The sequence below is a fragment of the Microbacterium sp. NPDC055683 genome, assembly GCF_053617895.1.
This window is the reverse complement of sequence record NZ_JBSHGQ010000048.1, coordinates 1-24,282: the sequence shown is the minus strand read 5'-3', so window position 1 is coordinate 24,282 and position 24,282 is coordinate 1. Positions and strand designations below refer to the sequence as shown.

21 protein-coding genes are annotated in these 24,282 nt (G+C 72.5%); 14 read left to right on the top strand and 7 right to left on the bottom strand.

The features are described from left to right. The first annotated feature begins 210 nt into the window (after nucleotides 1–210). Nucleotides 211–1,140 carry a 2-hydroxyacid dehydrogenase gene (locus ACWGPF_RS15355; RefSeq protein WP_452333620.1) on the top strand — a complete coding sequence of 310 codons (930 nt, stop codon included), beginning with the start codon at nucleotides 211–213 and terminating at the stop codon, nucleotides 1,138–1,140. A 125-nt stretch (nucleotides 1,141–1,265) separates the two neighbouring features. Here the strand turns inward: ACWGPF_RS15355 and ACWGPF_RS15350 are convergent, their stop codons facing one another. Beyond that, nucleotides 1,266–1,823 (bottom strand): nucleotidyltransferase family protein, encoded by a 558-nt coding sequence (locus ACWGPF_RS15350; protein ID WP_452333619.1) that lies wholly within the window; start codon nucleotides 1,821–1,823, stop codon nucleotides 1,266–1,268. A gap of 241 nt (nucleotides 1,824–2,064) precedes the next feature. Here ACWGPF_RS15350 and ACWGPF_RS15345 point away from each other — a divergent pair, with 241 nt between their 5' ends. The 4 genes from ACWGPF_RS15345 to ACWGPF_RS15330 all read left to right on the top strand — a co-directional run bounded on the left by ACWGPF_RS15345 (nucleotide 2,065) and on the right by ACWGPF_RS15330 (nucleotide 8,296). Beyond that, nucleotides 2,065–3,135, top strand: coding sequence for an XdhC family protein (locus ACWGPF_RS15345; protein WP_452333618.1), 1,071 nt, complete (start codon nucleotides 2,065–2,067; stop codon nucleotides 3,133–3,135). An 85-nt stretch (nucleotides 3,136–3,220) separates the two neighbouring features. Beyond that, nucleotides 3,221–4,579 (top strand): 8-oxoguanine deaminase, encoded by a 1,359-nt coding sequence (locus ACWGPF_RS15340; protein ID WP_452333617.1) that lies wholly within the window; start codon nucleotides 3,221–3,223, stop codon nucleotides 4,577–4,579. Between the two features lie 193 nt (nucleotides 4,580–4,772). Further along, entirely contained in the window at nucleotides 4,773–5,594 is an 822-nt protein-coding gene (locus ACWGPF_RS15335) for an FAD binding domain-containing protein (protein WP_452333616.1), read from the top strand. Further along, on the top strand, nucleotides 5,591–8,296 hold the full coding sequence (locus tag ACWGPF_RS15330) for a molybdopterin-dependent oxidoreductase (protein WP_452333615.1): 2,706 nt from the start codon (nucleotides 5,591–5,593) through the stop codon (nucleotides 8,294–8,296). Before ACWGPF_RS15335 ends, ACWGPF_RS15330 begins: the two co-directional genes overlap by 4 nt. A gap of 195 nt (nucleotides 8,297–8,491) precedes the next feature. On the opposite strand, the gene ACWGPF_RS15325 is transcribed toward ACWGPF_RS15330, so the two are convergent. After that, complete coding sequence (locus ACWGPF_RS15325) at nucleotides 8,492–9,247, bottom strand: SDR family NAD(P)-dependent oxidoreductase (protein WP_452333614.1); 756 nt, start codon at nucleotides 9,245–9,247, stop codon at nucleotides 8,492–8,494. Between the two features lie 145 nt (nucleotides 9,248–9,392). On the opposite strand from ACWGPF_RS15325, the gene ACWGPF_RS15320 reads away from it, so the two are divergent. From ACWGPF_RS15320 to ACWGPF_RS15280, 9 genes are all read left to right on the top strand, one after another. Next, complete coding sequence (locus ACWGPF_RS15320; RefSeq protein ID WP_452333613.1) at nucleotides 9,393–10,829, top strand: NCS2 family permease; 1,437 nt, start codon at nucleotides 9,393–9,395, stop codon at nucleotides 10,827–10,829. Nucleotides 10,830–11,036: 207 nt separating this feature from the next. After that, nucleotides 11,037–11,630: a helix-turn-helix domain-containing protein gene (locus ACWGPF_RS15315; protein WP_452333612.1), complete on the top strand. Its 594-nt coding sequence runs from the start codon at nucleotides 11,037–11,039 to the stop codon at nucleotides 11,628–11,630. A 127-nt stretch (nucleotides 11,631–11,757) separates the two neighbouring features. Continuing rightward, nucleotides 11,758–12,804 (top strand): ABC transporter substrate-binding protein, encoded by a 1,047-nt coding sequence (locus tag ACWGPF_RS15310; RefSeq protein WP_452333611.1) that lies wholly within the window; start codon nucleotides 11,758–11,760, stop codon nucleotides 12,802–12,804. Beyond that, a complete protein-coding gene (locus ACWGPF_RS15305) occupies nucleotides 12,801–14,168 on the top strand; it encodes an amidohydrolase family protein (RefSeq protein ID WP_452333610.1) in 1,368 nt (455 codons plus the stop codon). The genes ACWGPF_RS15310 and ACWGPF_RS15305 overlap by 4 nt, the downstream gene beginning before the upstream one ends. A gap of 13 nt (nucleotides 14,169–14,181) precedes the next feature. Next, complete coding sequence (locus ACWGPF_RS15300) at nucleotides 14,182–15,684, top strand: aldehyde dehydrogenase family protein (protein ID WP_452333609.1); 1,503 nt, start codon at nucleotides 14,182–14,184, stop codon at nucleotides 15,682–15,684. Further along, nucleotides 15,681–17,069: an NtaA/DmoA family FMN-dependent monooxygenase gene (locus ACWGPF_RS15295; protein ID WP_452333608.1), complete on the top strand. Its 1,389-nt coding sequence runs from the start codon at nucleotides 15,681–15,683 to the stop codon at nucleotides 17,067–17,069. The genes ACWGPF_RS15300 and ACWGPF_RS15295 overlap by 4 nt, the downstream gene beginning before the upstream one ends. Further along, a complete protein-coding gene (locus ACWGPF_RS15290; protein ID WP_345437168.1) occupies nucleotides 17,066–17,566 on the top strand; it encodes a thiamine pyrophosphate-binding protein in 501 nt (166 codons plus the stop codon). Before ACWGPF_RS15295 ends, ACWGPF_RS15290 begins: the two co-directional genes overlap by 4 nt. Continuing rightward, nucleotides 17,563–18,177: a thiamine pyrophosphate-dependent enzyme gene (locus ACWGPF_RS15285; RefSeq protein ID WP_452333607.1), complete on the top strand. Its 615-nt coding sequence runs from the start codon at nucleotides 17,563–17,565 to the stop codon at nucleotides 18,175–18,177. The genes ACWGPF_RS15290 and ACWGPF_RS15285 overlap by 4 nt, the downstream gene beginning before the upstream one ends. After that, a complete protein-coding gene (locus tag ACWGPF_RS15280; protein WP_452333606.1) occupies nucleotides 18,177–19,742 on the top strand; it encodes a GMC family oxidoreductase in 1,566 nt (521 codons plus the stop codon). The genes ACWGPF_RS15285 and ACWGPF_RS15280 overlap by 1 nt, the downstream gene beginning before the upstream one ends. Before the next feature lie 235 nt (nucleotides 19,743–19,977). Here ACWGPF_RS15280 and ACWGPF_RS15275 read toward each other — a convergent pair whose 3' ends face one another. From ACWGPF_RS15275 to ACWGPF_RS15255, 5 genes are read right to left on the bottom strand one after another with little or no spacing between them, the layout of a single operon-like run. Continuing rightward, on the bottom strand, nucleotides 19,978–20,592 hold the full coding sequence (locus ACWGPF_RS15275) for a helix-turn-helix domain-containing protein (RefSeq protein WP_452333605.1): 615 nt from the start codon (nucleotides 20,590–20,592) through the stop codon (nucleotides 19,978–19,980). A gap of 2 nt (nucleotides 20,593–20,594) precedes the next feature. Next, complete coding sequence (gene add / locus ACWGPF_RS15270; RefSeq protein ID WP_452333604.1) at nucleotides 20,595–21,629, bottom strand: adenosine deaminase; 1,035 nt, start codon at nucleotides 21,627–21,629, stop codon at nucleotides 20,595–20,597. 26 nt (nucleotides 21,630–21,655) lie between these two features. Beyond that, nucleotides 21,656–22,528: an ABC transporter permease gene (locus tag ACWGPF_RS15265; protein WP_452333603.1), complete on the bottom strand. Its 873-nt coding sequence runs from the start codon at nucleotides 22,526–22,528 to the stop codon at nucleotides 21,656–21,658. Next, nucleotides 22,525–23,430, bottom strand: a complete 906-nt coding sequence (locus ACWGPF_RS15260; protein ID WP_452333602.1) for an ABC transporter permease — start codon at nucleotides 23,428–23,430, stop codon at nucleotides 22,525–22,527. The genes ACWGPF_RS15265 and ACWGPF_RS15260 overlap by 4 nt, the downstream gene beginning before the upstream one ends. Beyond that, on the bottom strand, nucleotides 23,420–24,241 hold the full coding sequence (locus tag ACWGPF_RS15255; protein WP_452333601.1) for an ABC transporter ATP-binding protein: 822 nt from the start codon (nucleotides 24,239–24,241) through the stop codon (nucleotides 23,420–23,422). The genes ACWGPF_RS15260 and ACWGPF_RS15255 overlap by 11 nt, the downstream gene beginning before the upstream one ends. Nucleotides 24,242–24,282: the final 41 nt, after the last annotated feature.

Sequence of the window (24,282 nt, the reverse complement as noted above, 5' to 3'; positions counted from 1 at the left end):
GCGCGGGGCGCCGCCGGCCCCCCCCCCCCCCCCGCGGGGGGGGGGGGCGGGGCGGCGGCGGGTGCAGGGCGGTGGCGGGGCGGTCCATCCGCACGGGCGAACGCGTACCGGCGGCGCACATCCGCACTGGTGAGTTCGCAGGGGCGGTCCATCCGCACTGACGAACGTGCCGGCGCGGGATGAGCGGAGGCGCCGGGTAGCCTCGAACGCGTGACAGCGCTGACCGTCTCCGTGCCCACCGAACAGCTCCTCGACGACGTGCGGGGACTCGTCGATCCGGCGCTCGACGTCGAGGTCGTCTTCTGGGACGGGCAGGACGCCCCGCCCCGCGACCGCATCGATATCGTCGTGCCGCCGTACATGCGCCAGGGTCGGATGCTCGCCCGACTGCCCGGGCTCGCATGCCGACTCGTGCAGGGGCAGGCGATCGGCTACGAGGGGGTCGAGGAGCGTCTTCCGGCCGGCTCCGTCTACGCCAACGCGACAAGCGTGCACGAGACCGCGACGGCCGAGCTCACCGTGGGGCTGCTGCTCGTCGCCCAGCGCGGGCTCGACCGGATGACCCGCAACCAGGACGACGGCGTGTGGGACAACTTCCGCGCCGTCGGCCTCGCCGACCGGCGCATCGTCATGCTCGGCTACGGCGGCGTGGCGAAGGCGATCGCCGAGCGGCTCGCCCCTTTCGAGGTCGACCTCGCGCCCGTCGCCTCGCGGGCGCGCGACGAGGACGGCCGCCGCATCCACGCGCTCGACGAGCTGCCCGCGCTGCTGCCCGACGCCGACATCCTCGTCAACGTGCTGCCGGGAGGCCCCGAGACCCACCACCTCATCGACGACCGCGTGCTGTCGCTGCTGCCCGACGGCGCGCTGCTCGTCAACGTCGGACGCGGGCCCACGGTCGACACCGACGCGCTCGTCGAGCACGTGCGGCGAGGGCGCATCCGCGTGGCGAGCGACGTCTTCGACCCGGAGCCGCTGCCGGCGGACCACCCGCTCTGGTCGCTCGACGGGGTCTTCGTGTCGCCGCATGTCGGCGGCAACACGGAAGCCATGCGACCCCGCATCGCGAAGCTCATCGCCGGTCAGGCCGAGCGCCTCGCACGCGGCGAGGAGCCGGTCAACGTCGTCATCCGGACGTGAGCCGGAGCGACTGTTCCCGGACACGACGCAGGAGATCCGGCCGCGCGGCCATACCGACTCACCCGTCATCCCGCGCCTGCGACCCTGCCGGGGGCGCGGATCTCCTGCGGTGTGTCCGACGTCGGTCAGCGTCGGTCGACGTCCTCCCCTGACCAGAGATCGCCGCACTCCACCTCGTGCACGCCGTGCGCGACGAGGAAGGGGCGCGCTCCTCGGTCGCCGGCGAGCGATGCGGCGAGGGCATCCCGGTGCGACGCTCCGATGACGACCGGATGGCCGGGGCGGCCCGCGTAGACGGCCTGCGCCAGCGCCTCGCGCGGCCTCGTACTGGCGGCGGCGCGCAGGCGCTCGACCGCGGCGGCCGGCAGATCAGGGATGTCGACGGTCGCGACGACGACGGCGGTGGCTCCATCGGCGGCGGCGAGGCCGGCGCGAAGCGATGCGGCCATCCCTTCGGCCCAGTCCGCAGCGACGACCGCCTCGGCGCCATCCGGCACGAGCGGGAGCGCCTCCTCGGCACGCGCGCCGAGCACGACGACGACCCGGTCGCAGCCGCCCGCGCGGAGCGCCGAGACGACGCGCACGAGCCAGGGCACGCCATCCGCTCCGTGCGCGAGCGCCTTGGGCCCGCCGAAGCGCGAGCCCGCACCCGCCGCGAGCACGATCCCGCAGAACCCTGTCATCCTCCGACCGTACCGACCGACCCGCCCGTCGGCGGTCGGCAGTCGGCGGTCGCGGCCAGCAGGTGGGCGGTTCCGGCCGCTCCACCACTCGGAAAGCGGGCGTTTCCCCCCACTCGCGCACGGCGCCATCCGGAAAGCGAACGAAACCGCCCACCGGCGAGGCACCCTTCCGCGCGTCGGCGTCCCCACCTCACAACGTCGATGTCTCGCGCGTGAAACATGGCGGGGCTAGCGTGGCGGCATGCTCGACCTCGCCGCTCCCCTGCTCGACCGGGTCCGATCCGGTGCGCGGGTCGCGGTGGTCACCGTCACGCGCGTCGCCCGCAGCGCGCCGCGCGGCCTCGGCGCGTCGATGGCCGTCACCTCCGACGGCGAGGTCATCGGGTCGATCTCCGGCGGATGCGTCGAGGGCGACGCCGTCGTGCTCGCGCACACCGTGCTCGCCGACGGCGTCGCCCGCACGGCGCGCTTCGGATTCGACGACGACACCGCCCACGCCGCGGGCCTCGCGTGCGGCGGCCAGGTCGACGTCATCGCGTACGTCGTCGAGCCGGCCGACATCCGCTCCGTCGACGCGCTGCGGCGGGCTGCCGACGGCGAGGCGGTCTCCGTGGGCATCGCGCTCGCCGACGGACGGCTCGTCGACGCCGGCGACCTCGCAGACCCCGCCGGATTCGACGCGGCGGCGCTGCTCGCCGAGACGCGCGTCGTCCCGGGCCCCGAGCCCGTGCTCGTCCTCTCCCGCGCACCGCGTCCGCGGCTCGTGCTCGCCGGCGCGACCGAGCACGCGGCGGCGCTGTGCCGCATCGCCTCGGCCGCGGGCTTCGCCGTGACGGTCGTCGACCCGTGGGAGCTCCTCGTCACGCGCGAGCGCTTCCCCGACGCCGACGAGCTCGTCGTCGCGCCGCCACACGAGCACCTCGCCCGTCGTGCCGACCTCGACCCGCGCACCGCCGTATGCGTGCTCACGCACGACACGCGTCTCGATGTGCCGGCCATCCGCGTCGCCCTGGACCTGCCGATCGGGTTCGTCGGCGCCCTCGGCGCCCGCACCACCGTCGCGCGTCGCGCAGAGCTGCTGCGCGACGAGGGCGTCGCCGACGACGATCTCGCCCGTCTCCACTCCCCGCTCGGCCTCGACCTCGGCGGCTCGACGCCCGAGGAGACCGCCGTCTCGATCGTCGCCGAGATCCTGGCCGCGCGCCACGGCGGCACGGGCCGGCCGCTCCGCGCGCTCGGCGGACCCATCCACCGCGATCGGCCCGTCGCCGAGGCATGCGCGCGACGCATCGACGAAACACGGCCGACCTAGGATCGGCGGAACGCGTGTCCTATCACCATGGCCATCCCGGGCCAGGGCGGGGACGGAATCCCTCCCCCACCCGCAGGAGCACCACATGAGCACCACCGTCATCGAGGGCGGCTACATCGCCACGGTCGACGCCGCAGGAACCGAGCACCGCACGGGGCACGTCGTGATCGACGGCGGCCGCATCGCCGCCGTCGGCCCGGGTCCCGCCCCGGCCGCGCTGCGCGAGGACGCGACGGTCGTCGACGCGTCCGGCTGCCTCGTGACGCCGGGACTCGTCAACACCCACAACCACCTCTATCAGTGGCTCACGCGGGGATACGCGCAGGACGCCATCCTCTTCGACTGGCTCACGACGCTCTACCCGCTCTGGGCGCGCATCGACGCCGATCTCACGCGCGAGGGCGCAGCGGGCGCGATGGCCGTGCTCGCGCGCTCGGGATGCACGACGGTGGGCGACCACCACTACGTGTTCCCGCAGGGTTCGGGGGACATCGTGGGCGGGCTCGTCGAGGCGGCGACGGAGATCGGCGTGCGACTGCACGCGACGCGCGGCTCGATGGACCTGGGCGCCTCGCAGGGCGGTCTGCCACCCGACTTCGCGGTCGAGACGACCGACGCGGCCCTCCGCGCCTCGCACGAGGCGGTCGAGCGCTGGCACGACGCATCCGCCGACTCGGCCGTGCGCATCGCGATCGCGCCGTGCTCGCCGTTCTCCGTCACGGCCGACCTGCTGCGCGAGGCCGCCGTGCTGGCGCGCTCGCTCGACGTGCGCCTGCACACGCACGCGTCGGAGACGGCGGAGGAAGACGCCTACTGCGCGGAGCACTTCGGCATGTCGCCGACGGCATATCTCGAGAGCCTCGGATGGCTCGGCGACGACGTCTGGATGGCGCACGCCGTGCACCTCGACGCCCCGGCCATCGCCCGCTACGCCGCGACGGGGACCGGCGTCGCGCACTGCCCGTCGTCGAACGCCCGCCTCGCGGCGGGGATCGCACCCGTCCGCGCCATGCTCGACGCGGGCGTTCCGGTCGGCCTCGGCGTCGACGGCGCTGCGTCGAACGAGTCAGGGCAGCTCGGCGTCGAGATCCGCGAGGCGGTGCTGATGGGGCGCCTGCGCACCGGTGCCGACTCGCTCTCCGTGCGCGACGGGTTGCGGATGGCCACGGCCGGCGGTGCGCGCGTGCTCGGCCGGCAGGACGAGATCGGATCGCTCGAGGTCGGCAAGCTCGCCGACATCGCCGTGTGGTGGACGGGCGGCGTGGAGCACGCCGGCATCCTCGACCCGGTCGCGGCGCTCGGACTCGGGGCGCTGCCGCCGCTTCGGCGCCTGCTCGTCGGCGGCCGTACCGTCGTGGAGGACGACACGCTCGTGACGGCGGACGAGCAGCGGCTCGCGGAGCGCGTCGCCGTCGCCTCGCGCACGCTGGCGGAGCGCGCATGACCCGCCCAGCACCCGCATCGCTCCCATCGTCCGCTTCCCTCCTCTCGTCCAACGGATATCCGCTTGTCGAAAGCACACCCCGTACAGCGAAACCCGGTGTGCTCTCGTCCAACGGATATCCGTTGGGCGAGGAGAGGGTGGTCGAGAAGGGTCAGCAGAAGCAGCAGCAGGGGCAGAGGGAGAGGGGGGCGACGTGGATCTGACCGCCGTCGAGAGCTACCGGCGCGCGCGCTCGCGCGCCGACCTCGTGCTGGCTCCCGGAGAGGTTCCGCTCGCTGGCGGGACGCTGCTGTTCAGCGACCCGCACCCGCACGTCACGGGGCTCGTCGACCTCACGACGCTCGGATGGCCCGACCTCGAGCAGACGCACGCGGGGCTGCGGATCGGGGCGACCTGCACCATCGCGCGCCTCGTCGCCTTCGCACAGCGGGGCATGCCGGGATGGACCGCCCTCCCGCTCTTCGTCGAGGCGGCGAACGCGCTCCTCATGTCCTTCAAGATCTGGAACACCGCGACGGTGGGCGGCAACATCGCCCAGTCGTATGCCGCGGGCGCCATGATCTCGCTCGGAGCGGCCCTCGACGCCGAGGCGATCGTGTGGACGCCCGACGGCGGCGAGCGCAGGATGCCCGTCGCCGCCGTCCCCGCGGGGAACGGCGCGAACACGCTCGCGACGGGAGAGATCATCCGCGCGATCGACATCCCCGACCGCGTCCTGCGCTCCCGCACGGCGCTGCGCAAGACGGCGCTGGCCGAGCTCGGCCGCTCCGGTGCGGTCGTGACGAGCCGCGTCGATGAGGACGGCACGGCGGTCTTCGCCCTCACGGCCGCCGTCGAGCGCCCCGTCGTGCTGCGGTGGGCCTCCCTCCCGGGCGCCGACGAGCTCACCGCGGCGGTCGACGCGGCCGACGGCTGGTACACCGATCCGCTCGGCTCGGCCGACTGGCGTCGCGGCGTGACGGCGGTGCTCGCCGAGCGCTGCCGGGCGGCTCTCGCGGAAGGAGCAGGCGCATGAGCCTCGTCGTCAACGGCGAGCCGGTCGAGATCGACCCGCGACCGGGGCAGTGCCTGCGCACGCTGCTGCGCGAGCACGGGCACACCGAGGTGAAGAAGGGCTGCGACGCGGGCGACTGCGGCGCGTGCGGCGTCGTGCTCGACGGCGAGCCCGTGCACTCCTGCCTCATCCCCGCCATGCGGGTCGACGGCAGCACGGTCACGACGGCGGCGGGCCTCGCACCCGGCGACGGCCTCCACCCCGTGCAGGAGGCGCTCGCGACGGGCTTCGGCTTCCAGTGCGGCTTCTGCACGCCGGGCATGAGCGTCACGGCATCATGCCTGCACGAGGGCGACGAGCACGACCTCGACCGGCTGCTCAAGGGCAACCTCTGCCGCTGCACGGGGTACCGCCCCATCCGCGAGGCGATCGCTTCGACGCTCGGCCCCGTGCGCGAGACCGGCCGGCGGCCGTCCGACGCGGCGGCGCCCTCCGGCGTCGGCGCCTCGGTCGTGCCCGAGCCCGCGCGCCGCATCGTGCAGGGCCTCGAGCCGTACACGTTCGACGAGGTGCCGGATGGCGCGCTCGTGCTGCGCGTCGTCGCGTCGCCGCATGCGCACGCGCGCGTCGTGTCCATCGACACCGCCGCGGCCGAGGCCGTCCCCGGCGTCGTGGCCGTGCTGACCCACCGCGACGTGCCCGGCATCCGGTACTCGACGGGACGACACGAGCACCGCACCGACGACCCCGACGACACGCGCATGCTCGACGACGTCGTGCGGCACATCGGGCAGCGCGTCGTCGCCGTCGTCGCGGAGAACGCCGTCGCCGCGGACCGGGCTTGCCGCCTCGTCGAGGTCGTGTACGAGCCGCTCCCCGCCGTCTTCGATCCGGAGGAGGCGCGCACGGCCGGCGCCCCGCCCATCCACCCGGGGCGCACGCCCGACGACCGCGTGCTCGACGCCGACCGCAACATCGTCGGCGCCGTGCACACGGGACGCGGCGGCGACGTCGACGCCGCGCTCGCGGCGAGCGCCGTCACGGTGTCGGGCACGTGGCGCACCTCGCGCACGTCGCACGCGCAGCTCGAGACGCACGGGGCGGTGGGATGGATGGACGGCGACGTGCTGACCATCCGCTCGTCGACGCAGGTGCCGTTCCTCGCACGCGACGAGCTCGCGCGGCTCTTCGACCTCCCACGGGAGAGCGTGCGCGTGTTCGCCCCGCGCGTCGGCGGCGGCTTCGGCGGCAAGCAGGAGATCTTCGCGGAGGATCTCGTCGCCCTGGCCGTACTGCGCACCGGCCGGCCGGTCGCCTACGAGTTCTCGCGGGCGGACGAGTTCCTGCGCGCGTCGGTGCGGCATCCCATGCGGGTGTCGGTCGACCTCGGCGCGGACGAGAACGGCCGTCTCACGGCTGTGAAGCTCGACGTGCTGAGCGACACGGGCGCCTACGGCAATCACGCGCTGGGCGTGCTCTTCCACTCGGTGTCGGAGTCGGTGACGGTCTACAACACGCCCGTCTTCCGCGTCGATGCGGAGGTCGTGTACACGAACAACCCGCCATCGGGCGCATTCCGCGGCTACGGGCTCGGCCAGGTCATGCTCGGGATCGAATCGGCCATGGACCTGCTCGCCGAGCGCATCGACATGGACCCGTTCGCGCTGCGTCGGCTCAACGGCATCCGCGAGGGCGATCCGCTGCGCACGGCGACGGGCGAGATCGAGCACGACCTCGTGTGGGGCAGCTACGGATTCGACCAGTGCCTCGACCTCGCAGAGAGCGCGCTGCGACGGGGCAACGGCGTCGAGGCGCCGGAGGGCTGGCTCGTGGGCGAGGGGATGGCCGCGGGCATGATCGCGACGATGGCCCCCTTCGGGCACATCGCGCACACGACGGCGACGCTGCGCGCCGACGGCGTCTTCGCGCTGCGGACGGGGACGGCGGAGTTCGGGAACGGCACGACGACCGTGCAGCGGCAGATCGCTGCGAGCGTCTTCGACGTCGGGATGGACCGCATCGTCATCGCGCACGCCGACACCGCGCTCGTCGACCACGACACGGGAGCCTTCGCGTCGGCCGGGACGACCGTCGCAGGCAAGGCGCTGCACGCGGCCTGCCTCGCGCTGCGCGAGCGGATGGTCGAGGCGGCGGCCGCGCAGGTCGGCGCATCCCCGGCTGACTGCGCATACGGGCCGGAGGGTATCCGCACCCCGGACGGCGTCGTGCCGTTCGACCGCCTCGGCGAGCTGTCGGCCACGGGGGCGGAGCTCGGCGAGCACCGGTCGCTCGCGTTCGACGTGCACGCCGCGCGCGTCGCCGTCGACCCGGAGACGGGCGCGGTGCGCATCCTGCAGAACATCCACGCCGCCGACGCGGGGTTCGTCATGAACCCGGCGCAGTGCCGCGGCCAGATCGAGGGCGGTGTCGCGCAGGGCGTCGGAGGGGCGCTCTACGAGCAGGTGATCGTCGAGGACGGCCGCGTGCAGAACCCCATGTTCCGCACCTATCGCGTGCCTCAGTCGGTCGACATCCCCGACACCGAGGTGTACTTCGCGGACACCGCCGACGATCTCGGGCCGTTCGGCGCCAAGTCGATGAGCGAGTCGCCGTACAACCCCGTCGCGCCGGCGATCGGCAACGCGATCGCGCGCGCGATCGGCCGGCGACCGTACCACCAGCCCTTCACGCGCGACCGGGTGTGGCGGCTGCTGCAGAGCTGAGTGAGGCGCTTCCTGCCTGGCGCTACCTGGTGTTGCCTGGCGTTGCCTGGCGTTGCCTGGCGTTCGCCAGTGCGGATGTAGACCTCGAGGGCCGTTCTCGCCGACATCCGCACTGGCGAAGCGCGGCTGGGCCCACATCCGCACTGGCGAGCAGAGACGGCGCGCGGCGACAAGGCGCCGGCCGCGCCCGCGGGGTCACACGGTGGTGTAGCCGCCGTCGACGAGGTAGTAGCCGCCCGTGATGAACGACGCGTCATCCGACAGCAGGAAGCGCACGACCTTCGCGATCTCCTCGGGACGACCGAGACGGCCGAGGGGGTGCTTGCCCTTGAGCACGTCGAACGCCTCCTCGGGAAGCGAGCTCGTGAGCAGCGGCGTCTCGATGTAGCCGGGGCCGACCGAGTTGATGCGCAGTCCCTGCGCGCCGTACTCCGCCGCGGCGTTCTTCGTCAGCCCGACGACGGCGTGCTTCGACGCCGTGTAGGCGGAGCTGCCGATCGCCGCGACCGTGCCGTGGATCGACGCCATGTTGACGATCGCGCTCTCCCCGGCACCCGCCTCGAGCATCGCGGGGATCTGATACCGCATGCCGTAGAAGACGCCGTTGAGGTTCACGTCGATGACGCGGTCCCAGCCGTCGACGTCGACCTCGCCCGTGGGCGCCGGCTTGCCGCCGATGCCGGCGTTGTTGACGGCGTAGTTCAGCTTGCCGTAGGTCGACACCGCGAACGCCACGGCCTTCTCGTTGTCCTCGGCGATCGCCGTGTTGCCCTGGAACGCGGCCGCCTCGCCGCCCGCCGCCGTGATCTCGCCGACGACGCGCTCGGCGCCCTCGAGGTTGAGGTCGGCGACGACGACCTTCACGCCGAGGCCCGCGAGCTCCTTCGCGACCGCTTCTCCGATGCCCGATCCGCCGCCCGTGACGAGGGCGACCTTGCCGTCGAATGCCATAATGATCCCTTCGATCTCCTGCACTGGGTCCATGCCCATGCATGGATCTCATCCCATGAAGTCTACGCCTGTCGAAGACAGGTGTCTTCGTGCTGCGTCCGACGGCGCCTGGCCACGCACCCCTCCCCGATGAAACGATGACCCCATGAGCACCACCACCGCGCCCCGTGGCGCCCTCGACCGCTTCTTCCGCATCACGGAGCGCGGCTCCACGGTCGGCACCGAGATCCGCGGCGGTCTCGTCACCTTCTTCGCGATGTCGTACATCATCGTGCTCAACCCGCTCATCATCGGCACCTCGGCGGATGGCACGGGCTCCTTCCTCGGCGGTGGGGACGCCCCGAACCTCAGCATGATCGCCTCGGCGACGGCGCTCATCGCGGGCATCATGTCGATCCTCATGGGCGTCGTCGCGAACTTCCCGCTCGCCATGGCCGCCGGCCTCGGGCTCAACGCCGTCGTCGCCTACTCGATCGCCGCGCTCCCCGGCGTGACATGGGCGGACGCCATGGGCGTCATCGTCATCGAGGGCCTGCTCATCCTCCTCCTCGTGCTCACCGGATTCCGCGAGGCCGTGTTCCGTGCCGTCCCCGGTCCGCTGAAGACGGCGATCGGCGCGGGCATCGGCCTGTTCATCACGCTCATCGGCCTCACGAACGCCGGTTTCGTGTCGGGCGACGGCGGCACCATCCTCTCGCTCGGCAACCTCGGCACGTGGCCGATCCTCGTCTTCGTCGTCGGCCTCGTCCTCGCGATCGTGCTGCATGCGCGCCAGGTGCGCGGCGCCATCCTCATCTCGATCCTCGTCGCCACGGCGCTCGCCATCGTGCTCGAGAACACGCTCCACATCGGCGACCGCACGACGAACCCCGAGGCCGGCTTCAACAGCGCGCCGACTTTCACGGGCATCGTCGCTGTACCCGACTTCTCGCTGCTCGGGCAGTTCGACCTGCTCGGCTCTTTCCAGAACATCGGCATCGTGACGCTCGTGCTGCTCGTCTTCACGCTGCTGCTCGCCGACTTCTTCGACACGATGGGCACCATGGTCGCGATCGGCGCCGAGGCGAAGCTCCTCGACGCGCAGGGCAACCCGCCTCGCACGAAGCAGATCCTCATCGTCGACTCCCTCGGCGCCGTCGCGGGAGGCATGGGATCCGTCTCGTCGAACACCGCCTTCGTCGAGTCGACGGCGGGCGTCGGAGATGGCGCGCGCACGGGTCTCGCCTCCGTCGTCACAGGCGTCGCGTTCCTGCTGTCGACGCTGTTCGCTCCGCTCGTCGCCCTCGTGCCTTACGAAGCAGCGGCCCCTGCGCTCGTGCTCGTCGGCTTCCTCATGCTCACGCAGGTGGCGGGCATCGACTGGAAGGACATCGAGGTCGCCCTGCCGGCGTTCCTCACGATCTCCTTCATGCCGTTCACCTACTCGATCGCCGACGGCATCGGCGCCGGATTCATCGCCTTCATCGTCGTCAAGCTCGCCCGCGGCAAGGCCCGCGACATCCACTGGCTCATGTGGCTCGTCGGCGCGCTATTCGTCGTGTACTTCACGATCGAGCCGCTGCGCACCCTGCTCGGGGCGTGACGGCGGCAGCAGCGCGGCGTTCGCCAGTGCGGATGTAGACCTGAGGTGTCCTTTTGCGCCACATCCGCACTGGCGAGGCGGCCGAGACCCCACATCCGCACTGGCGAAGCCGCCAGAAGCCGCCGACGCGCCCCGCAGCGCCGCCGACGCGCCCCGCAGCCGCCCCACGCGGCGCGAGCGCACCACGCCCCCGCATAGGGTGAGGACGTGACGGCCGACTCCCCCTCGCTCGCCGCCGACGCCGCGATCGCCGCATCGGTGGGGCGGGCCATCCGCGACGAGCGCTCGCGACGCAAGCTCTCGATGCGCGCCCTCGCGGCGACCGCCGAGATCAGCCAGCCCTTCCTCAGCCAGATCGAGACGGGCCAGACGACGCCCTCGCTCGCGACCCTGTACCGGCTCGCGCATGCGCTCGGCCTCTCGCCGTCGGCGCTGCTGCCGGCTCCCCCCGAACCGGGCGTTGTGCATGTCACCCGGCAGAGCGACGACGGCTGGACGCCGATCTCCGACACCCCGAACGCGGGGATGACGCGCGTCCTGTCGCCCGCGTCGGCTCGGCTCGCCACCGTGCAGGAGTACCGCATCGAGCCCGGCCAGTACATGGGCGACTGGTTCCAGTCGGACGGCGAGCTGACGGTGCACGTGATCGAGGGAGCGATCGACCTCGAGGTCGAGGGGCAGGGCACCTGGACGCTCGGGCCCGGCGACTCCGCCGCACACCCGGGCACGATCCGAAACCGGTGGACCGTGCACGGCGATGATCCCGTGCGCATCATCCTCGCCTACGCCGCCGGCCGCTGACGCAGCGCCGCCGAGCCCACCCCGGGAAACATCCCCGACACGAGATAGCCATTTGCAATCAATGATTGCTCTCTACTATCAACACATCGCGTGAACCCGCACGTGATGCGTCCGAGAGAGAGTCGTCATGCGCTCGTTCCCCCGCCTCCCCGCCGTGGTCGTCGTCTCGGCCGCCGCCCTGTCGCTCGCGGCCTGCGCGCCCGCCGCCGATGCCCCCGCCGACGCCGCGGAGCTCGGAGAGCTCGACGTGCAGCTGAGCTGGATCCTCAACGAGGAGTGGTCGGGCGAGTTCATCGCCGAGGACGCCGGCTACTACGCCGACGCCGGCTTCTCGTCGGTGAACCTCATCGCCGGCCCGTCGAGCGGCGTCGCCGAGCTGCTCAGCGGAACCGCCGACGTCTCGCTCACCGACGCCCTCTCGGTCGGCGCCGCCATCGCCAACGAGCAGGCGCCGCTGAAGATCATCGGAGCGACGTTCCAGAAGAACCCCTTCACGATCGCATCGCTGACCGACGGCGCCGACATCTCCTCGCCCGAGCAGATGATCGGCGCGCGCATCGGCGTGCAGGACTCCAACCGCGCCGTGTTCGAGGCCTTCCTCGCCGCCAACGGCATCGCGTCCGACGAGGTCGACATCGTCCCCGTGCAGTACGACGTCGCACCGCTCACGACGGGTGAGGTCGACGCGATGATCGCCTTCGTCACGAGCCAGTCCACGACGATCGAGCTGCAGGGCATCGAGGTCACCGACCTGCTCTTCGCCGACAACGGCCTGCCGTTCGTCGGCCACGTCGTGACGGCCACCGACGAGGCGGTCGCCTCCGACCGCGCCGCTCTCGCCGGCTTCCTCGAGGCCGAGATCCGCGGATGGAACGACGCCGTCGCCGACCCCGAGCGCGGCGCGCAGCTCGCCGTCGACGAGTACGGCGAGTCGCTCGGGCTCGACATGACCGCATCGCTCGCGAGCGCCACCGCCCAGGCCGAGCTGCTCGTCGTGTCGGACGAGACCGAGGAGAACGGCCTCTTCACGATCTCCTCCGAGCTGCAGGAGCAGACCGTCGCGAGCCTCGCGACGGCGGGGTACGACCTGGATGCCTCCGACCTGTTCGATCTGTCGATCCTCGACGAGGTCTACGCCGAGAACCCCGACCTCGTCGACGGCGCAGCCTCGTGAGCGCTCTCTACCTGCCCGACGCCGTCGTCACCATGGACGACGACCTGCGGGTGCTCTCCGGCGCCGCCGTGCTCGTCGACGGCGACACGATCGCCGCGGTCGGCCCGCGCGCCGAGCTCGAGGCCGCCCATCCCGACGCCGAGCACGTCGACCTCGCCGGCCGGCTCATCATGCCGGGGCTCGTGAACGCGCACCACCACTCCGGCATGCTGCGCGGCACGGCCGAGCACCTTCCGGTGTGGGAGTGGCTGCGCATCCACATCGACCCCATGCACCGCGTGCTGCGCCCCGAGGAGGCGGAGGCCGCCGCCTGGCTCTGCTACGCCGAGGGGCTGCTGTCGGGGACGACCACCGTCGTCGACATGTGGCGCTACATGGATGGCGCGGCCCGCGCCGCGAGCGCACTCGGCAACCGCCTCGTCTCGGTCAACTACGTCGGCGAGCACCCCGACTTCGACTACTTCGACACGCTCGACGACAACGAGCGGATGCTGCAGGACTGGACGGGCGCCTGCAACGGCCGCATCATGCCGTGGGTCGGCCTGGAGCATCCGTTCTACGCCGACGCCGCGGGCCAGCGGCGCGCGATCGACCTGGCGCTCGCCCACGGCGCGGGCTTCTACACGCACTGCAGCGAGTCGGAGATCGAGATCGCCGACTTCCGTGACCGCCACGGCGCACGCCCCATGCACGCCCTCGACGCGCTCGGGTTCTTCGACGCTCCGCACGCCATGATCGCCCACGCCGTCTGGCTCGACCAGAGCGAGATCGACCTCATCGCCGCACGCGGCGTCGGCGTCTCGCACAACCCGGTGTCGAACATGAAGCTCGCGAGCGGGATGGCCCCTGTGGCCGAGATGCTCGCCGCGGGAGTCGCCGTCGGCCTCGGAACCGACGGCGAGAAGGAGAACAACAACCTCGACATGTTCGAGGAGATGAAGGTCGCCTCGCTCCTCGGCAAGCTGCGCTCGATGGACGCCGCGGCGATGGACTCGTGGCAGGTGCTGCGGATGGCCACGCGGGGCGGAGCGAACGCGATCGGGCGCGGCGACGTGCTCGGCGCCGTCACCCCCGGCCGCAGGGCCGACTTCATCGCCGTGCGCACGGACACGCCGCGCATGACGCCGTTCCTCCCCGACGGCGCGCACGCCAACCTGCACCACAACCTCGTGCACGCCGTGCGGGGCTCCGACGTCGACATGACGGTCGTCGACGGACGCGTCGTCGTGCAGGACGGCCGTCTCGTGCACGCCGATCTCGACGAGCTCATCGAGCGCGTGCGCCTCCTCGTCCCCGGCCTCTTCGCCCGCCGCGCCGAATGGATGGCCGCGCAGGACGACCTCGCCGGCCTCTTCCACCGCTGACCCGGAGCACACCATGATCGACACCGCCCATCCGCCGCTGCGCCCGCGCGTCACGGCCTTCCTCGCCGACGACCCCGGCCGGCTGCTCGTCGGCGGCCGCTGGCGGGCGGCATCCTCCGGGGAGGACTTCCCCACCGTCGACCCCGCGACGGGACGACCGCTCGCCCGCATCGCGCGGGCGGCGGCGCCCGACGTCGACGCCGCCGTCGCGGGGGCGGCCACGGCCCTCCCCCGCTGGGCGAAGACGACGCCCGCCGAGCGGTCGCGCCTGCTGTGGCGCATCGCCGACCTCATGGAGGAGCACCTCGACGATCTCGCGGAGCTCGAGACGCTCGACCAGGGCAAGAGCCTGCGCACCTCGCGCTTCGGGGAGGTGCCGGCGGCGATCTCGCAGTTCCGCTACTACGCGGGATGGCCGACGAAGATCCTCGGCGAGACCATCCCGACCTCGCTCTCGCGCACTCCCCCGGGCAAGGAGGTCCTCGCCTACACCCGACGCGAGCCGGTCGGCGTCGTCGCCGCGATCGTGCCGTGGAACTCGCCCCTCATCATGACCGCGATGAAGCTCGCCCCGGCTCTCGCCGCCGGCTGCACGATCGTGCTGAAGCCCGCCGAGAGCACCTCGCTCACGGCCCTCTACCTGGGGCGCCTGCTGCAGGAGGCCGGCCTCCCCGACGGCGTCGTGAACATCGTCACGGGCTTCGGCGGCGAAGCGGGAGAAGCGCTCGCCGCCCATCCCGGCGTCGCCAAGGTCGCATTCACGGGGTCGACGGCGGTCGGCAAGCGCCTCGCGCAGACCGCCTCGACGCGCCTCGCGCGGCTCACGCTCGAGCTCGGCGGCAAGTCGCCGTCGATCATCCTCCCCGACGCCGATCTGACGGCGGCGATCGAGGGCGTCTCCCGCGGCATCTTCGACAACGGAGGGCAGGTGTGCGTCGCGAGCGCGCGGATCTACGCGCACCGCGACGTCTACGACGACGTCGTGGCCGGGATGGCCGCAGCGGGCGAGTCGCTCGCGCTCGGCCACGGGCTCGCCGCCGGCACCGACCTCGGCCCGTTGGTGAGCGCCGCGCAGGCCGAGCGCGTGGCGGGGTACGTCGACGAGGGCGCATCCGACGGCGTCGAGGTCGTCACGGGCGGACGGCGCGAGGGCGACGCGGGCACGTTCTACCGGCCCACGGTGCTCACGGGCGCCCGCCCCGGGATGCGCCTGCTGCGCGAGGAGATCTTCGGGCCGGTCGCCGTCGTCACTCCGTTCGACGACCTCGACGAGGTCGTCGGGTGGGCCAACGACAGCGACTACGGCCTGGCCGCGAGCGTGTGGACGGAGGGGCTGAGCGCGGCGCACCGCGTCGCCGCACGGCTGCAGGCGGGCACCGTGTGGGTGAACTGCCACTCCTTCCTCGGCCCCGAGCTGCCCAAGGGCGGCCACAAGGAGTCGGGCTGGGGCTACGAGAACGGGCCGCAGGGGCTCGAGAACTACCTGGAGACGAAATCGGTGGTGATGGTCCTGTGACGCAGCGCATCAGGCTCGGGGTCTTCGAGATGATGAACCCCTCGAACGGCATGCCGACGTGGACGCATCCCGAGGGGCGAGGGGACGACTGGGACCGGCTCGAGTACTGGGTCGACCTCGCCCGCGACCTCGACGCCGCCGGCTTCGACTTCCTCTTCTTCGCCGACACCTACGGCTATGCGACGCTCGACGGCCGCATGCCGGACGAGGTCGCGGCCCACGGCATCCAGTTCCCCGCGCTCGACCCCATGCTCGCCATCGCGGCCCTCGCGCGCGAGACCGAGCGGCTCGGCTTCGTCGTGACGTCGCCGACGACGGTCGAGAAGCCGTACGGCACGGCGCGCCGCTTCGCCACGCTCGACCGCCTGACGGGAGGCCGCATCGGATGGAACGTCGTGACGGGCAGCTCGCAGGCGACGACCGACGAGCTCTTCGGCGTCACGTCCACGCTGTCGCACGACGCCCGTTACGACGCGGCGGACGTGTTCCTCGACACGTGCCTGCGGCACTGGGAGCACAGCTGGGACGACGACGCCGAGCGGCGCGACCGTGCCGCGGGCGTGTACGCCGACCCCCGGCGGCTCCACCGGGTGGAGACGCCCGCGTCGCGGGGCGTCTTCGCCGTGCCGCCCACGCCGCAGCGCACTCCCGTGCTGTTCCAGGCGGGCACGTCCGACCGCGGGCGCGCGTACGCCGCACGCAACGCGGAGGCCGTGTTCATCCAGGGGCAGACGGTCGAGGGCGCCGCGGCGCACGTGCGCGACATCCGCGCGCAGGCCGTCGCGCACGGACGTGATGCCGCCGACGTCGCCGTCATCACGGGGATGACCGTCACCGTCGCGCCCACGCGCGCGGAGGCCGACGCCCTGCGCGCGGAGTACGAGGCCCTCCTCGGGCACGACGACGCGGCCGTCATGTTCGCCGGGATCACGGGGCTCGACCTCACGGGCATCGACCCGGGGACGAAGGTCGTCGATCTCCGCACCGACCTCGGTCAGACGCTCGTGCAGCGCTACGCGCGGGAGGATCCCGGCATGCGCGTGGGCGACATCCTGGACGCGTTCCGCACGCGCGCCATCCGCGGTTTCCAGGTGACGGGCGCGCCCGACGAGGTCGCCGACGAGATCGAGCGCATCGTCGACGGCTCCGGAATCGACGGCATCATGCTCGAGCCGACGTTCGGCGGCCCCGGCGCCTATCGCGCCTTCATCGAGCTCGTCCTGCCGATCCTCATCGCCCGAGGACGTGCGGGCGCGCCGGAGGGCGCGACCCTGCGCGAGCACGTGAGCGGGCGCACCCGACTCGCCCCCGCCCATCCCGCGCACCGCCTCACCGCGGTCGCACCCCAGCCGGCGCACGGCGCCGAGAACGGAGAGAGCGCATGAGAGCCGACGCCGTCGAGGCGGTGATCCGGGGCCTGAAACGGGCCGGCGTGAGCATCGCGACCTACCTCCCGGACTCGCTGCTCAAGGAGCTGTACCCGGCGCTCGACGCCGATCCCGACATCCGCACCATCCCCGTCACGAACGAGGGAGAGGGCGCGGCGATCGCCGGCGGCGTCTTCCTCTCGGGCAAGCGCGCCGTGCTCGTCATGGAGAACTCCGGGCTCCGGGCCGCGACCGAGCATCTCGCGCGCATGGGTCTCGGCGCGGGCATCCCCGTCGTCATGATCATGAGCTACCGCGGCGAGCTGGGCGAGAACAACTGGTGGGCCATCCCGCACGGCATCACGATGGAGCCGCTGCTCGCCACCCTGCGCACGCCGTACACGATCGTCCGCGAGGTGGACGAGATCGAGCAGGCCGTCGTGAACGCGTACGAGACGGCGTACGCGTCCTACCACCATGCCGCCGTCGTCCTCGGAGGGGGGATCGTGCGATGAGCATGAGCCGTTGGGAAGCCATGGCCCTGCTGGGCGCGCGCCTGCGCGACGAGCTCGTCGTCCTGTCGCTCGGCGGCGCCGTCGACGAGTGGTACGACGCCGCTCCGCACATGCGCGACGCGAGCCTGTTCCAGCAGCAGCTGGGATGCGTGACGCCGGAGGCGTTCGGCCTCGCCGCGGGCCTGCCGCACCGCCGCATCGTGTCGCTCGACACCGACGGAGGGCTGCTGTTCAACCTCGGCATCCTCGCGACGCTCGGAAACGAGCAGCCCGCGAACCTGTTCGTCGTCGTGTGGGACAACGAGCAGTACCAGTCCATCGGCGGGCCCGCCACCCACACCGCGAAGGGCCGCGTCGACCTCGCCGCGATCGCGCGGGGTGCGGGCGTCGCCGAGGCGCACACGGCGACGACGCTCGAGGAGTTCGACGCGCACTGCGCCGCCGGCCTCGCCGCGCACGAGCCCTACATCGTCGTCGCGAAGACCGACGGCGTGCTGAAGCCCGGCATCCGCCGCAAGCACTCGGATGGCCGCGAAGACAAGTACATCTTCGTGCGCCACGTGGAGGAGACAGAGGGCATCGTCATCATGGGTCCGAGCGAGCACAACTGATGCCCGTCGTCGCCCGCCCCGCCGCCGCCTACGACGTCATCGTCGTGGGCGGCGGCGCCGCCGGCTGCGTGCTCGCCGCGCGCCTGTCGGAGGACGCCGCCGTGAACGTGCTGCTCGTCGAGACCGGCCCCGACCACCGCGGCGTCCAGGAGATCGTCGACGCCGCGCACTGGGATGCGCTCATCGGCGGGCGCTACGACCACGGCTACCGGTCGGCGCCCTCTCCGCACGTCGCGGGACGTGCGCTCGCCATGCCTCGCGGCCGCGTGCTCGGCGGCAGCTCGAGCACCAACGCGATGCTCTGGTACCGCGGCAACCGCGCCGACTACGACGCGTGGGAGGCGCAGGGGGCCGCCGGCTGGGGATACGACGCCCTGCTGCCCGCGTTCCGCCGCTCGGAGACGCGCGTCGGCGGGGACCCCGCCTACCGCGGCGGCGACGGGCCCATGCGCGTAGGCCCGCTCGCCTCGGTGCACGCCATCGCGCATGCGCTCGTGGCCGCGTCCGCCGAGCGGGGTCTGCCCGTCATCGACGACGCCAACGCGGCCGACGACTTCGGCGCGACCTACGCCGACTACAACGCCGTCATGGGCGAGGACGGGGCGTTCGAGCGCTGGAGCGCCGCGCGCGCCTACCTCGAGCCCGCACTGGCACGGCCGAACCTCCACGTGCTCGTCGGCAGCCGCGTGCACGAGGTCGCGCTCGAGGGCGACGTCGCCACCGGCATCCGCCACGAGCTCGACGGCGCGCTCGCCACGACGCGTGCGGCGCGCATCGTGCTCACCGCGGGCGCCATCGACACGCCGCGACTGCTGCAGCTGTCGGGCATCGGCGACCCGGCCCGGCTCGCCGCCGCGGGCATCCGGACACGGCACGACCTGCCGGGCGTGGGCGAGAACCTCCAGGACCATCCGCTCATCCTCGGGATGAACTTCCGATCGCGCGCGGGCCTGGGCCCCGTCGTCGGCAACGGCGGCGGCGCGATGCTCAACTGGCGCAGCAGCCACGCGGGCGCGAGCCCCGACCTGCACGCCGTCGTCGCGCACGGATCCCGCGGCGACGAGCGCCTGCACGCGGCGCACGACCTGTCGGGCGACCGGGTGTTCGCGCTCGTGCCCGGCCTCTACCGGTCGCAGAGCACGGGATGGGTGAGGGTGCGGTCATCCGACGCCGCGCAGGCCCCCGAGATCCAGCCGAACTACCTCGCGCATCCGACCGACCTCGCCGCGATGGTGGAGGCGCTCGACGCCGTGCACGACCTCGTCGCGGCTCCCGCGTACCGAGTGCTCGCCGAGGGGCCGATCACGCCGCCGCACGGGCTCGACCGCGCCGCGAAGGAGCGCTACGTGCGGGAGAACGTCGGCACCTTCTTCCACTGCTCCGGCACCGCGCGCATCGGGGTCGACGATCTCGCCGTCGTCGACCCGTCGCTGCGCGTGCGCGGGCTCGACGGGCTATGGGTCGCCGACGCGTCGGTCATGCCGAGCATCCCGACCTGCAACACGCAGGCCCCCACGATCGCGATCGCCGAACGGGCGGCCGAGCTCCTCGCCGCGGCCGGCTGACAGGGGTGGGCGGGGCGGGTGCTGCCCGCCGCTTCGCCAGTGCGGATGTCGGCCTGAGCGCCCCGCCCGCCGCTTCGCCAGTGCGGATGTAGGCCAAAAGCACCCATTCCGCCTTCAACCGCACTGGCGAACGGCGACAAGGCGTACATCCGCACTGGCGAACGGCGACGAAAGGGCGAACGGCGACGAAAGGGCGAAACCGCGCACCGGCATCCCCGTGCAGCCCGTGCCGGCGTCATCGCGCGGCGCGCACCGTCTCCTTGACCACGAGCAGGCGCGCGGCACCGCCGTCCTGCGTCCACCAGCGGTGCTGCACTCCGCCCGCGTACGACGCGGAGTCTCCCGCGGCGAGCGCGTGCTCCTCGCCGTCGAGCTCGAGGCGGATGGCCCCGGCGAGCACGTAGACGAACTCCCCCTCGGCGTGCGCGAACCGCTCTCCGCGCTCCGAGCGGGTGACCTCGACCTCGAGCGGATGGAACGCCGACGCGCCGTGCGCGAGCGCCCGCGCCGTGCCGCGCGAGAACCCCTCCGGCACGGCTCCGTCTCCCGCGCGGACGAGCTCGACGCGCGCGGGCTCGTCTGACGGCTCATCGGCGGCCGCGACGAGCTCGACGGGGCTCGTCTCGAGCGCGACGGCGATGCGCCGCAGCGACCCGAGGCTCGGCTGGTGGATGCCGCGCTCGACCTGGCTGAGGAACGGGTGCGAGAGCCCCGTGGCGGCGGCGACGCGGGCGAGGGTGAGGCCGCGCGCCTTGCGGAGCGAGCGGATGCGCTCCCCGAGCCGCGCGGCCGTCTCCGGGTCGGAGGTGACGCGGGCGTCGGCGTCCGCGCGCGCCGCGCCCGCCGCCATCCTCAGCCCGCGACCGCGACGCCGTGCGACGCCGCGAACTCCTCGACTGCCGCGACGAAGGCCGCGCGCCGCGCGGGCGTCAGCCACGAGGCCTCGAAGGAGTTGACCGCGAGACGCGCGAGGTCGCCGGCGTCCAGGCCCGCCTGCTCGGCGAGGGCGACGTAGTTGTCGGCGACGTAGCCGCCGAAGTACGCCGGGTCGTCGGAGTTCACCGTGACGCGCACGCCCTCGCGCAGCAGCGAGACGATCTCATCCGACTTCATCTGCTCCGTCACGAACGAGTTCGACACGGGGCACGTCGTGAAGCCGAGGCCGCGCTCCTTCGCGAGCGCGACGAGCGCGGGGTCCTCGACGATGTTCGTGCCGTGGTCGACGCGGTCGACGCCGATCTCCTCGAGCACCTGGCGGATGTGCTCGATCGAGCCCTTCTGGTCGATGTCGCAGTGCATCGTCGTGAAGAACCCCTCCGCCTTGGCGCGCGCGAACACGGCGGCGAACTTCGCGGGCGGGTTGTCGCGCTCATCCGAGTCGAGGCCCACGCCGACGATCCACGCCTTGTACGGCAGCGCCTCCATGAGCGTGGACATCGCGTGCTCGGCCGTGAAGTCGCGCAGGAAGCAGAGGATGAGCTCGGCCGAGACGCCGAGCTCGTCCTGCGCCCGGACGGCCGCACGGCGATACCCCGTGACGACGTCGGCGAACGGGACGCCGCGGCTCGTGTGCGCCTGCGGGTCGAAGAACATCTCGACGTGGACGACGCCGTTCGCCTTCGCGCGCTGCAGGTACGCCCAGGCGAGGTCGTGGAAGTCGTCGGCGGTCTGCAGCACCTCCATCGCCGGGTAGTAGACGGCGAGGAAGCTCGTGAGGTCGGTGAAGTCGTAGGTCGCCTTCACCGCCTCGACGGTCTTCTCGGCGAGCGCGATGCCGTTGCGCGCGGCGAGCGCGAACTTCAGCTCGGGCTCGAGCGTGCCCTCGAGGTGCAGGTGGAGCTCGGCCTTGGGGAGGCCGTAGGCGAAGTCGCGGAGGTCGACGGTCATGCGGGTGGTTCCTTTCGGGTGGCGCGTCAGGCGCGGTCGGCCATGCCCATGCGGGCGAGGACGACCGATTCGACGATAGCCACGAGGTTGTAGAGGACGAGTGCCGCGCCCGTGACGAGCACGACGGCCGTCCACAGGGCAGCGAACTGCGCCTGCGCCTGGTAGCCGCCGACGGCGCCGCCGATGCCGCCGCCGACCGCGAGCCACTCGGCGAGCAGGGCGCCCGTGATGGCACCCGGCACCGAGATGCGCACGGCGGCGAGGAGCGAAGGCAGCGAGCTCGGCAGGGCGACCTTGCGCAGCGCCGTCCACGGCGAGCCGCCGTAGACCTCGATGACGTCGCTCATCTGCGGCGACACCTGGCGCAGGCCGAAGACGATGTTCACGAGCGCGGGGAACAGCACGACGATGCCGCCGATGACGGCCACCGTGACGGGGCTGCGGCCGAAGTTGAGGATGATGACGGGCGCCATCGCGACGAGCGGCACGGAGCGCAGCAGCATCGCGAGCGGCATGAGCGCGTGCTCGAAGCCCTTGCTGAGCTGGAAGCCCATGGCGACGAGCAGCGCGACGACGAGGCCCGCGACGAAGCCGATGGTCGCGTCGGCGAGCGTCACGCCGAGCTGCCCGAACAGCTGCGCCCGGTTGTCGGCGGCGTTCGGCATCGTGAAGAGGAACGCCCAGACGTCGGCGGGGCCCTTGCCCACGTAGGGGCTCACGCCGAACACGAGGAGCAGGCCCTGCCACAGCACGAGCACGGCGACGATCGTGAGCGCGAAGGTGGTGAGGCTCGACCCGAGCGCGCGGAGCGTCGCGCGCCGCGCCTCGCGGCGCATGTCGGCGATGGGGGCGGCGCTCATGGGCGCGAGGATCGCGGCTCCCACTGCAACATCGGTCATGCGGATGCTCCCTTCGACCACGGGGCGACCTGGCGGGCGGCGAGCCCGACGAGCGCGAACCCGGCGAGGGCCACGAGGCCCGAGACGAGGGCGATGCCCCACACGCGCGGCGAGTCGAGCGCCTGCTGCGCCGCGATCATGGCGGGGCCGACGCCGTACTGCACCTTGCCGAAGAACTCGCCCAGCACGGCGCCCAGGAAGGCGGCGGGCACGGCGATCTGCAGGGCGTTGAGGATGGACGGCAGCGCGGCGATGAGCCGCACCTTGCGCAGCTGCGTGAGCCGCGATCCGCCGTAGACGGCGACGAGGTCGAGGGCGGAGCGATCGGCGGCCTTGAGCCCGAGGAGCGTGCTCACGACCGTCGTGAAGAAGACCGACAGGGCCGCGAGGAAGATCGCGTTGCCGGCCGGCTCGCCCGCGTCGGGCACGGGGATGATGACGACGAGGAGGATGCCGATGGCGACGATGGGGATGCAGTACGTGATGATGGCGAGCTGCATGACGACGCCCTCGAGCCGCGGCAGCACGAGCACCGTCGCCGACAGGAGCAGCGCGATGACGTTGCCCCACAGGTAGCCGATGCCCGCTTCGGCGAGGGTGACGCCGAAGTTGCGGGCGTAGAAGTCCCACCCGGAGGTGAACAGGCCCTCCACGACCTGCGGAGGGGTCGGGATGGCGCGCACGCCCGTCCCGACGCTCGCGAACGCGGTCTCCGCGAGGATCCACCACGCGAGGATGACGCCGATGATGCCGATCGCGCCGACCATCCAGGAGGGGAGCTTGACGTCCTCCCACTGGATGCGCGCGCCGCGCCCGTCGGGCGCCTGGGCCGCGACGGCCGCGATCGCGGCGCCAGAGCCGTCCGTCGCGACGGGCGCCGCGCCATCCGTCTCAGTGCTCATCGTCGGCCCCGTCGTCTCCGCCGAACAGCAGCTCGGATGCCTGGTCGACGTACGCGTGGAACTCGGGCGTGCGCATGAGCTCCGGCGTGCGCGGCCGCGGCAGGTCGATGTCCATGACGGCCTTGATGCGCCCGGGGCGCGGGCTCATGACGGCGACTTTGTCGCTCAGGAAGATCGCCTCCGAGATGCCGTGCGTGACGAGCAGGGTCGTGGCGGGCTTCTCCGTCCAGATCCGCAGGAGCTCGAGGTTGAGGCGCTGGCGCGTCATGTCGTCGAGGGCGCCGAACGGCTCGTCGAAGAGGAGCACCTCGGGCTTCAGGATGAGCGAGCGCGCGATCGACACGCGCTGCCGCATGCCACCGGAGAGCTGCGCAGGCTTGGCCTTCTCGAAGCCGGTGAGCCCGACGAGGTCGATCATCTCGCGCACGTAGTCCTTGTCGACGGGGGTGCCCGCGACCTCGAACGGCAGCTGGATGTTGGACTGCACGCTCCGCCACGGCAGCAGCGCCGAGTCCTGGAAGGCGATGCCGAGCTTGTTCTCGCGGCGCAGCTCCTTCGGGCTCTTGCCGTCGACGCGCGTCGTGCCGCTCGAGGGCTCCTCGAGGCCGGCGAGGATGCGCAGGATGGTCGACTTGCCGCAGCCCGACGGGCCCAGGAGCGAGAGGAACGTGCCCTGCTCGGTGTGCAGGTTCGCGTCCTGCAGCGCGACGACGCTCTTGCGCCCCACGCGGAAGACCTTGTTGAGGCCCGTGATCTGGAGGCCGGTGCCCGCGCTCTGCGCGGTTCCGGTCGGGATGGCCGTGTCGGTCACTGCTGCTCCTGGCTTGTCGTGGCGGAGGTGTGTCGGGGGCG

What these genes read in the sequence shown, in the direction of transcription:
- ACWGPF_RS15350 (WP_452333619.1), bottom strand. Translation starts at nt 1,823, where the DNA reads ATGACAGGGTTCTGCGGGATCGTGCTCGCGGCGGGTGCGGGCTCGCGC.
- ACWGPF_RS15345 (WP_452333618.1), top strand. Translation starts at nt 2,065, where the DNA reads ATGCTCGACCTCGCCGCTCCCCTGCTCGACCGGGTCCGATCCGGTGCG.
- ACWGPF_RS15340 (WP_452333617.1), top strand. Translation starts at nt 3,221, where the DNA reads ATGAGCACCACCGTCATCGAGGGCGGCTACATCGCCACGGTCGACGCC.
- ACWGPF_RS15330 (WP_452333615.1), top strand. Translation starts at nt 5,591, where the DNA reads ATGAGCCTCGTCGTCAACGGCGAGCCGGTCGAGATCGACCCGCGACCG.
- ACWGPF_RS15325 (WP_452333614.1), bottom strand. Translation starts at nt 9,247, where the DNA reads ATGGCATTCGACGGCAAGGTCGCCCTCGTCACGGGCGGCGGATCGGGC.
- ACWGPF_RS15320 (WP_452333613.1), top strand. Translation starts at nt 9,393, where the DNA reads ATGAGCACCACCACCGCGCCCCGTGGCGCCCTCGACCGCTTCTTCCGC.
- ACWGPF_RS15310 (WP_452333611.1), top strand. Translation starts at nt 11,758, where the DNA reads ATGCGCTCGTTCCCCCGCCTCCCCGCCGTGGTCGTCGTCTCGGCCGCC.
- ACWGPF_RS15300 (WP_452333609.1), top strand. Translation starts at nt 14,182, where the DNA reads ATGATCGACACCGCCCATCCGCCGCTGCGCCCGCGCGTCACGGCCTTC.
- ACWGPF_RS15290 (WP_345437168.1), top strand. Translation starts at nt 17,066, where the DNA reads ATGAGAGCCGACGCCGTCGAGGCGGTGATCCGGGGCCTGAAACGGGCC.
- ACWGPF_RS15285 (WP_452333607.1), top strand. Translation starts at nt 17,563, where the DNA reads ATGAGCATGAGCCGTTGGGAAGCCATGGCCCTGCTGGGCGCGCGCCTG.
- ACWGPF_RS15280 (WP_452333606.1), top strand. Translation starts at nt 18,177, where the DNA reads ATGCCCGTCGTCGCCCGCCCCGCCGCCGCCTACGACGTCATCGTCGTG.
- ACWGPF_RS15275 (WP_452333605.1), bottom strand. Translation starts at nt 20,592, where the DNA reads ATGGCGGCGGGCGCGGCGCGCGCGGACGCCGACGCCCGCGTCACCTCC.
- add (WP_452333604.1), bottom strand. Translation starts at nt 21,629, where the DNA reads ATGACCGTCGACCTCCGCGACTTCGCCTACGGCCTCCCCAAGGCCGAG.
- ACWGPF_RS15265 (WP_452333603.1), bottom strand. Translation starts at nt 22,528, where the DNA reads ATGACCGATGTTGCAGTGGGAGCCGCGATCCTCGCGCCCATGAGCGCC.
- ACWGPF_RS15260 (WP_452333602.1), bottom strand. Translation starts at nt 23,430, where the DNA reads ATGAGCACTGAGACGGATGGCGCGGCGCCCGTCGCGACGGACGGCTCT.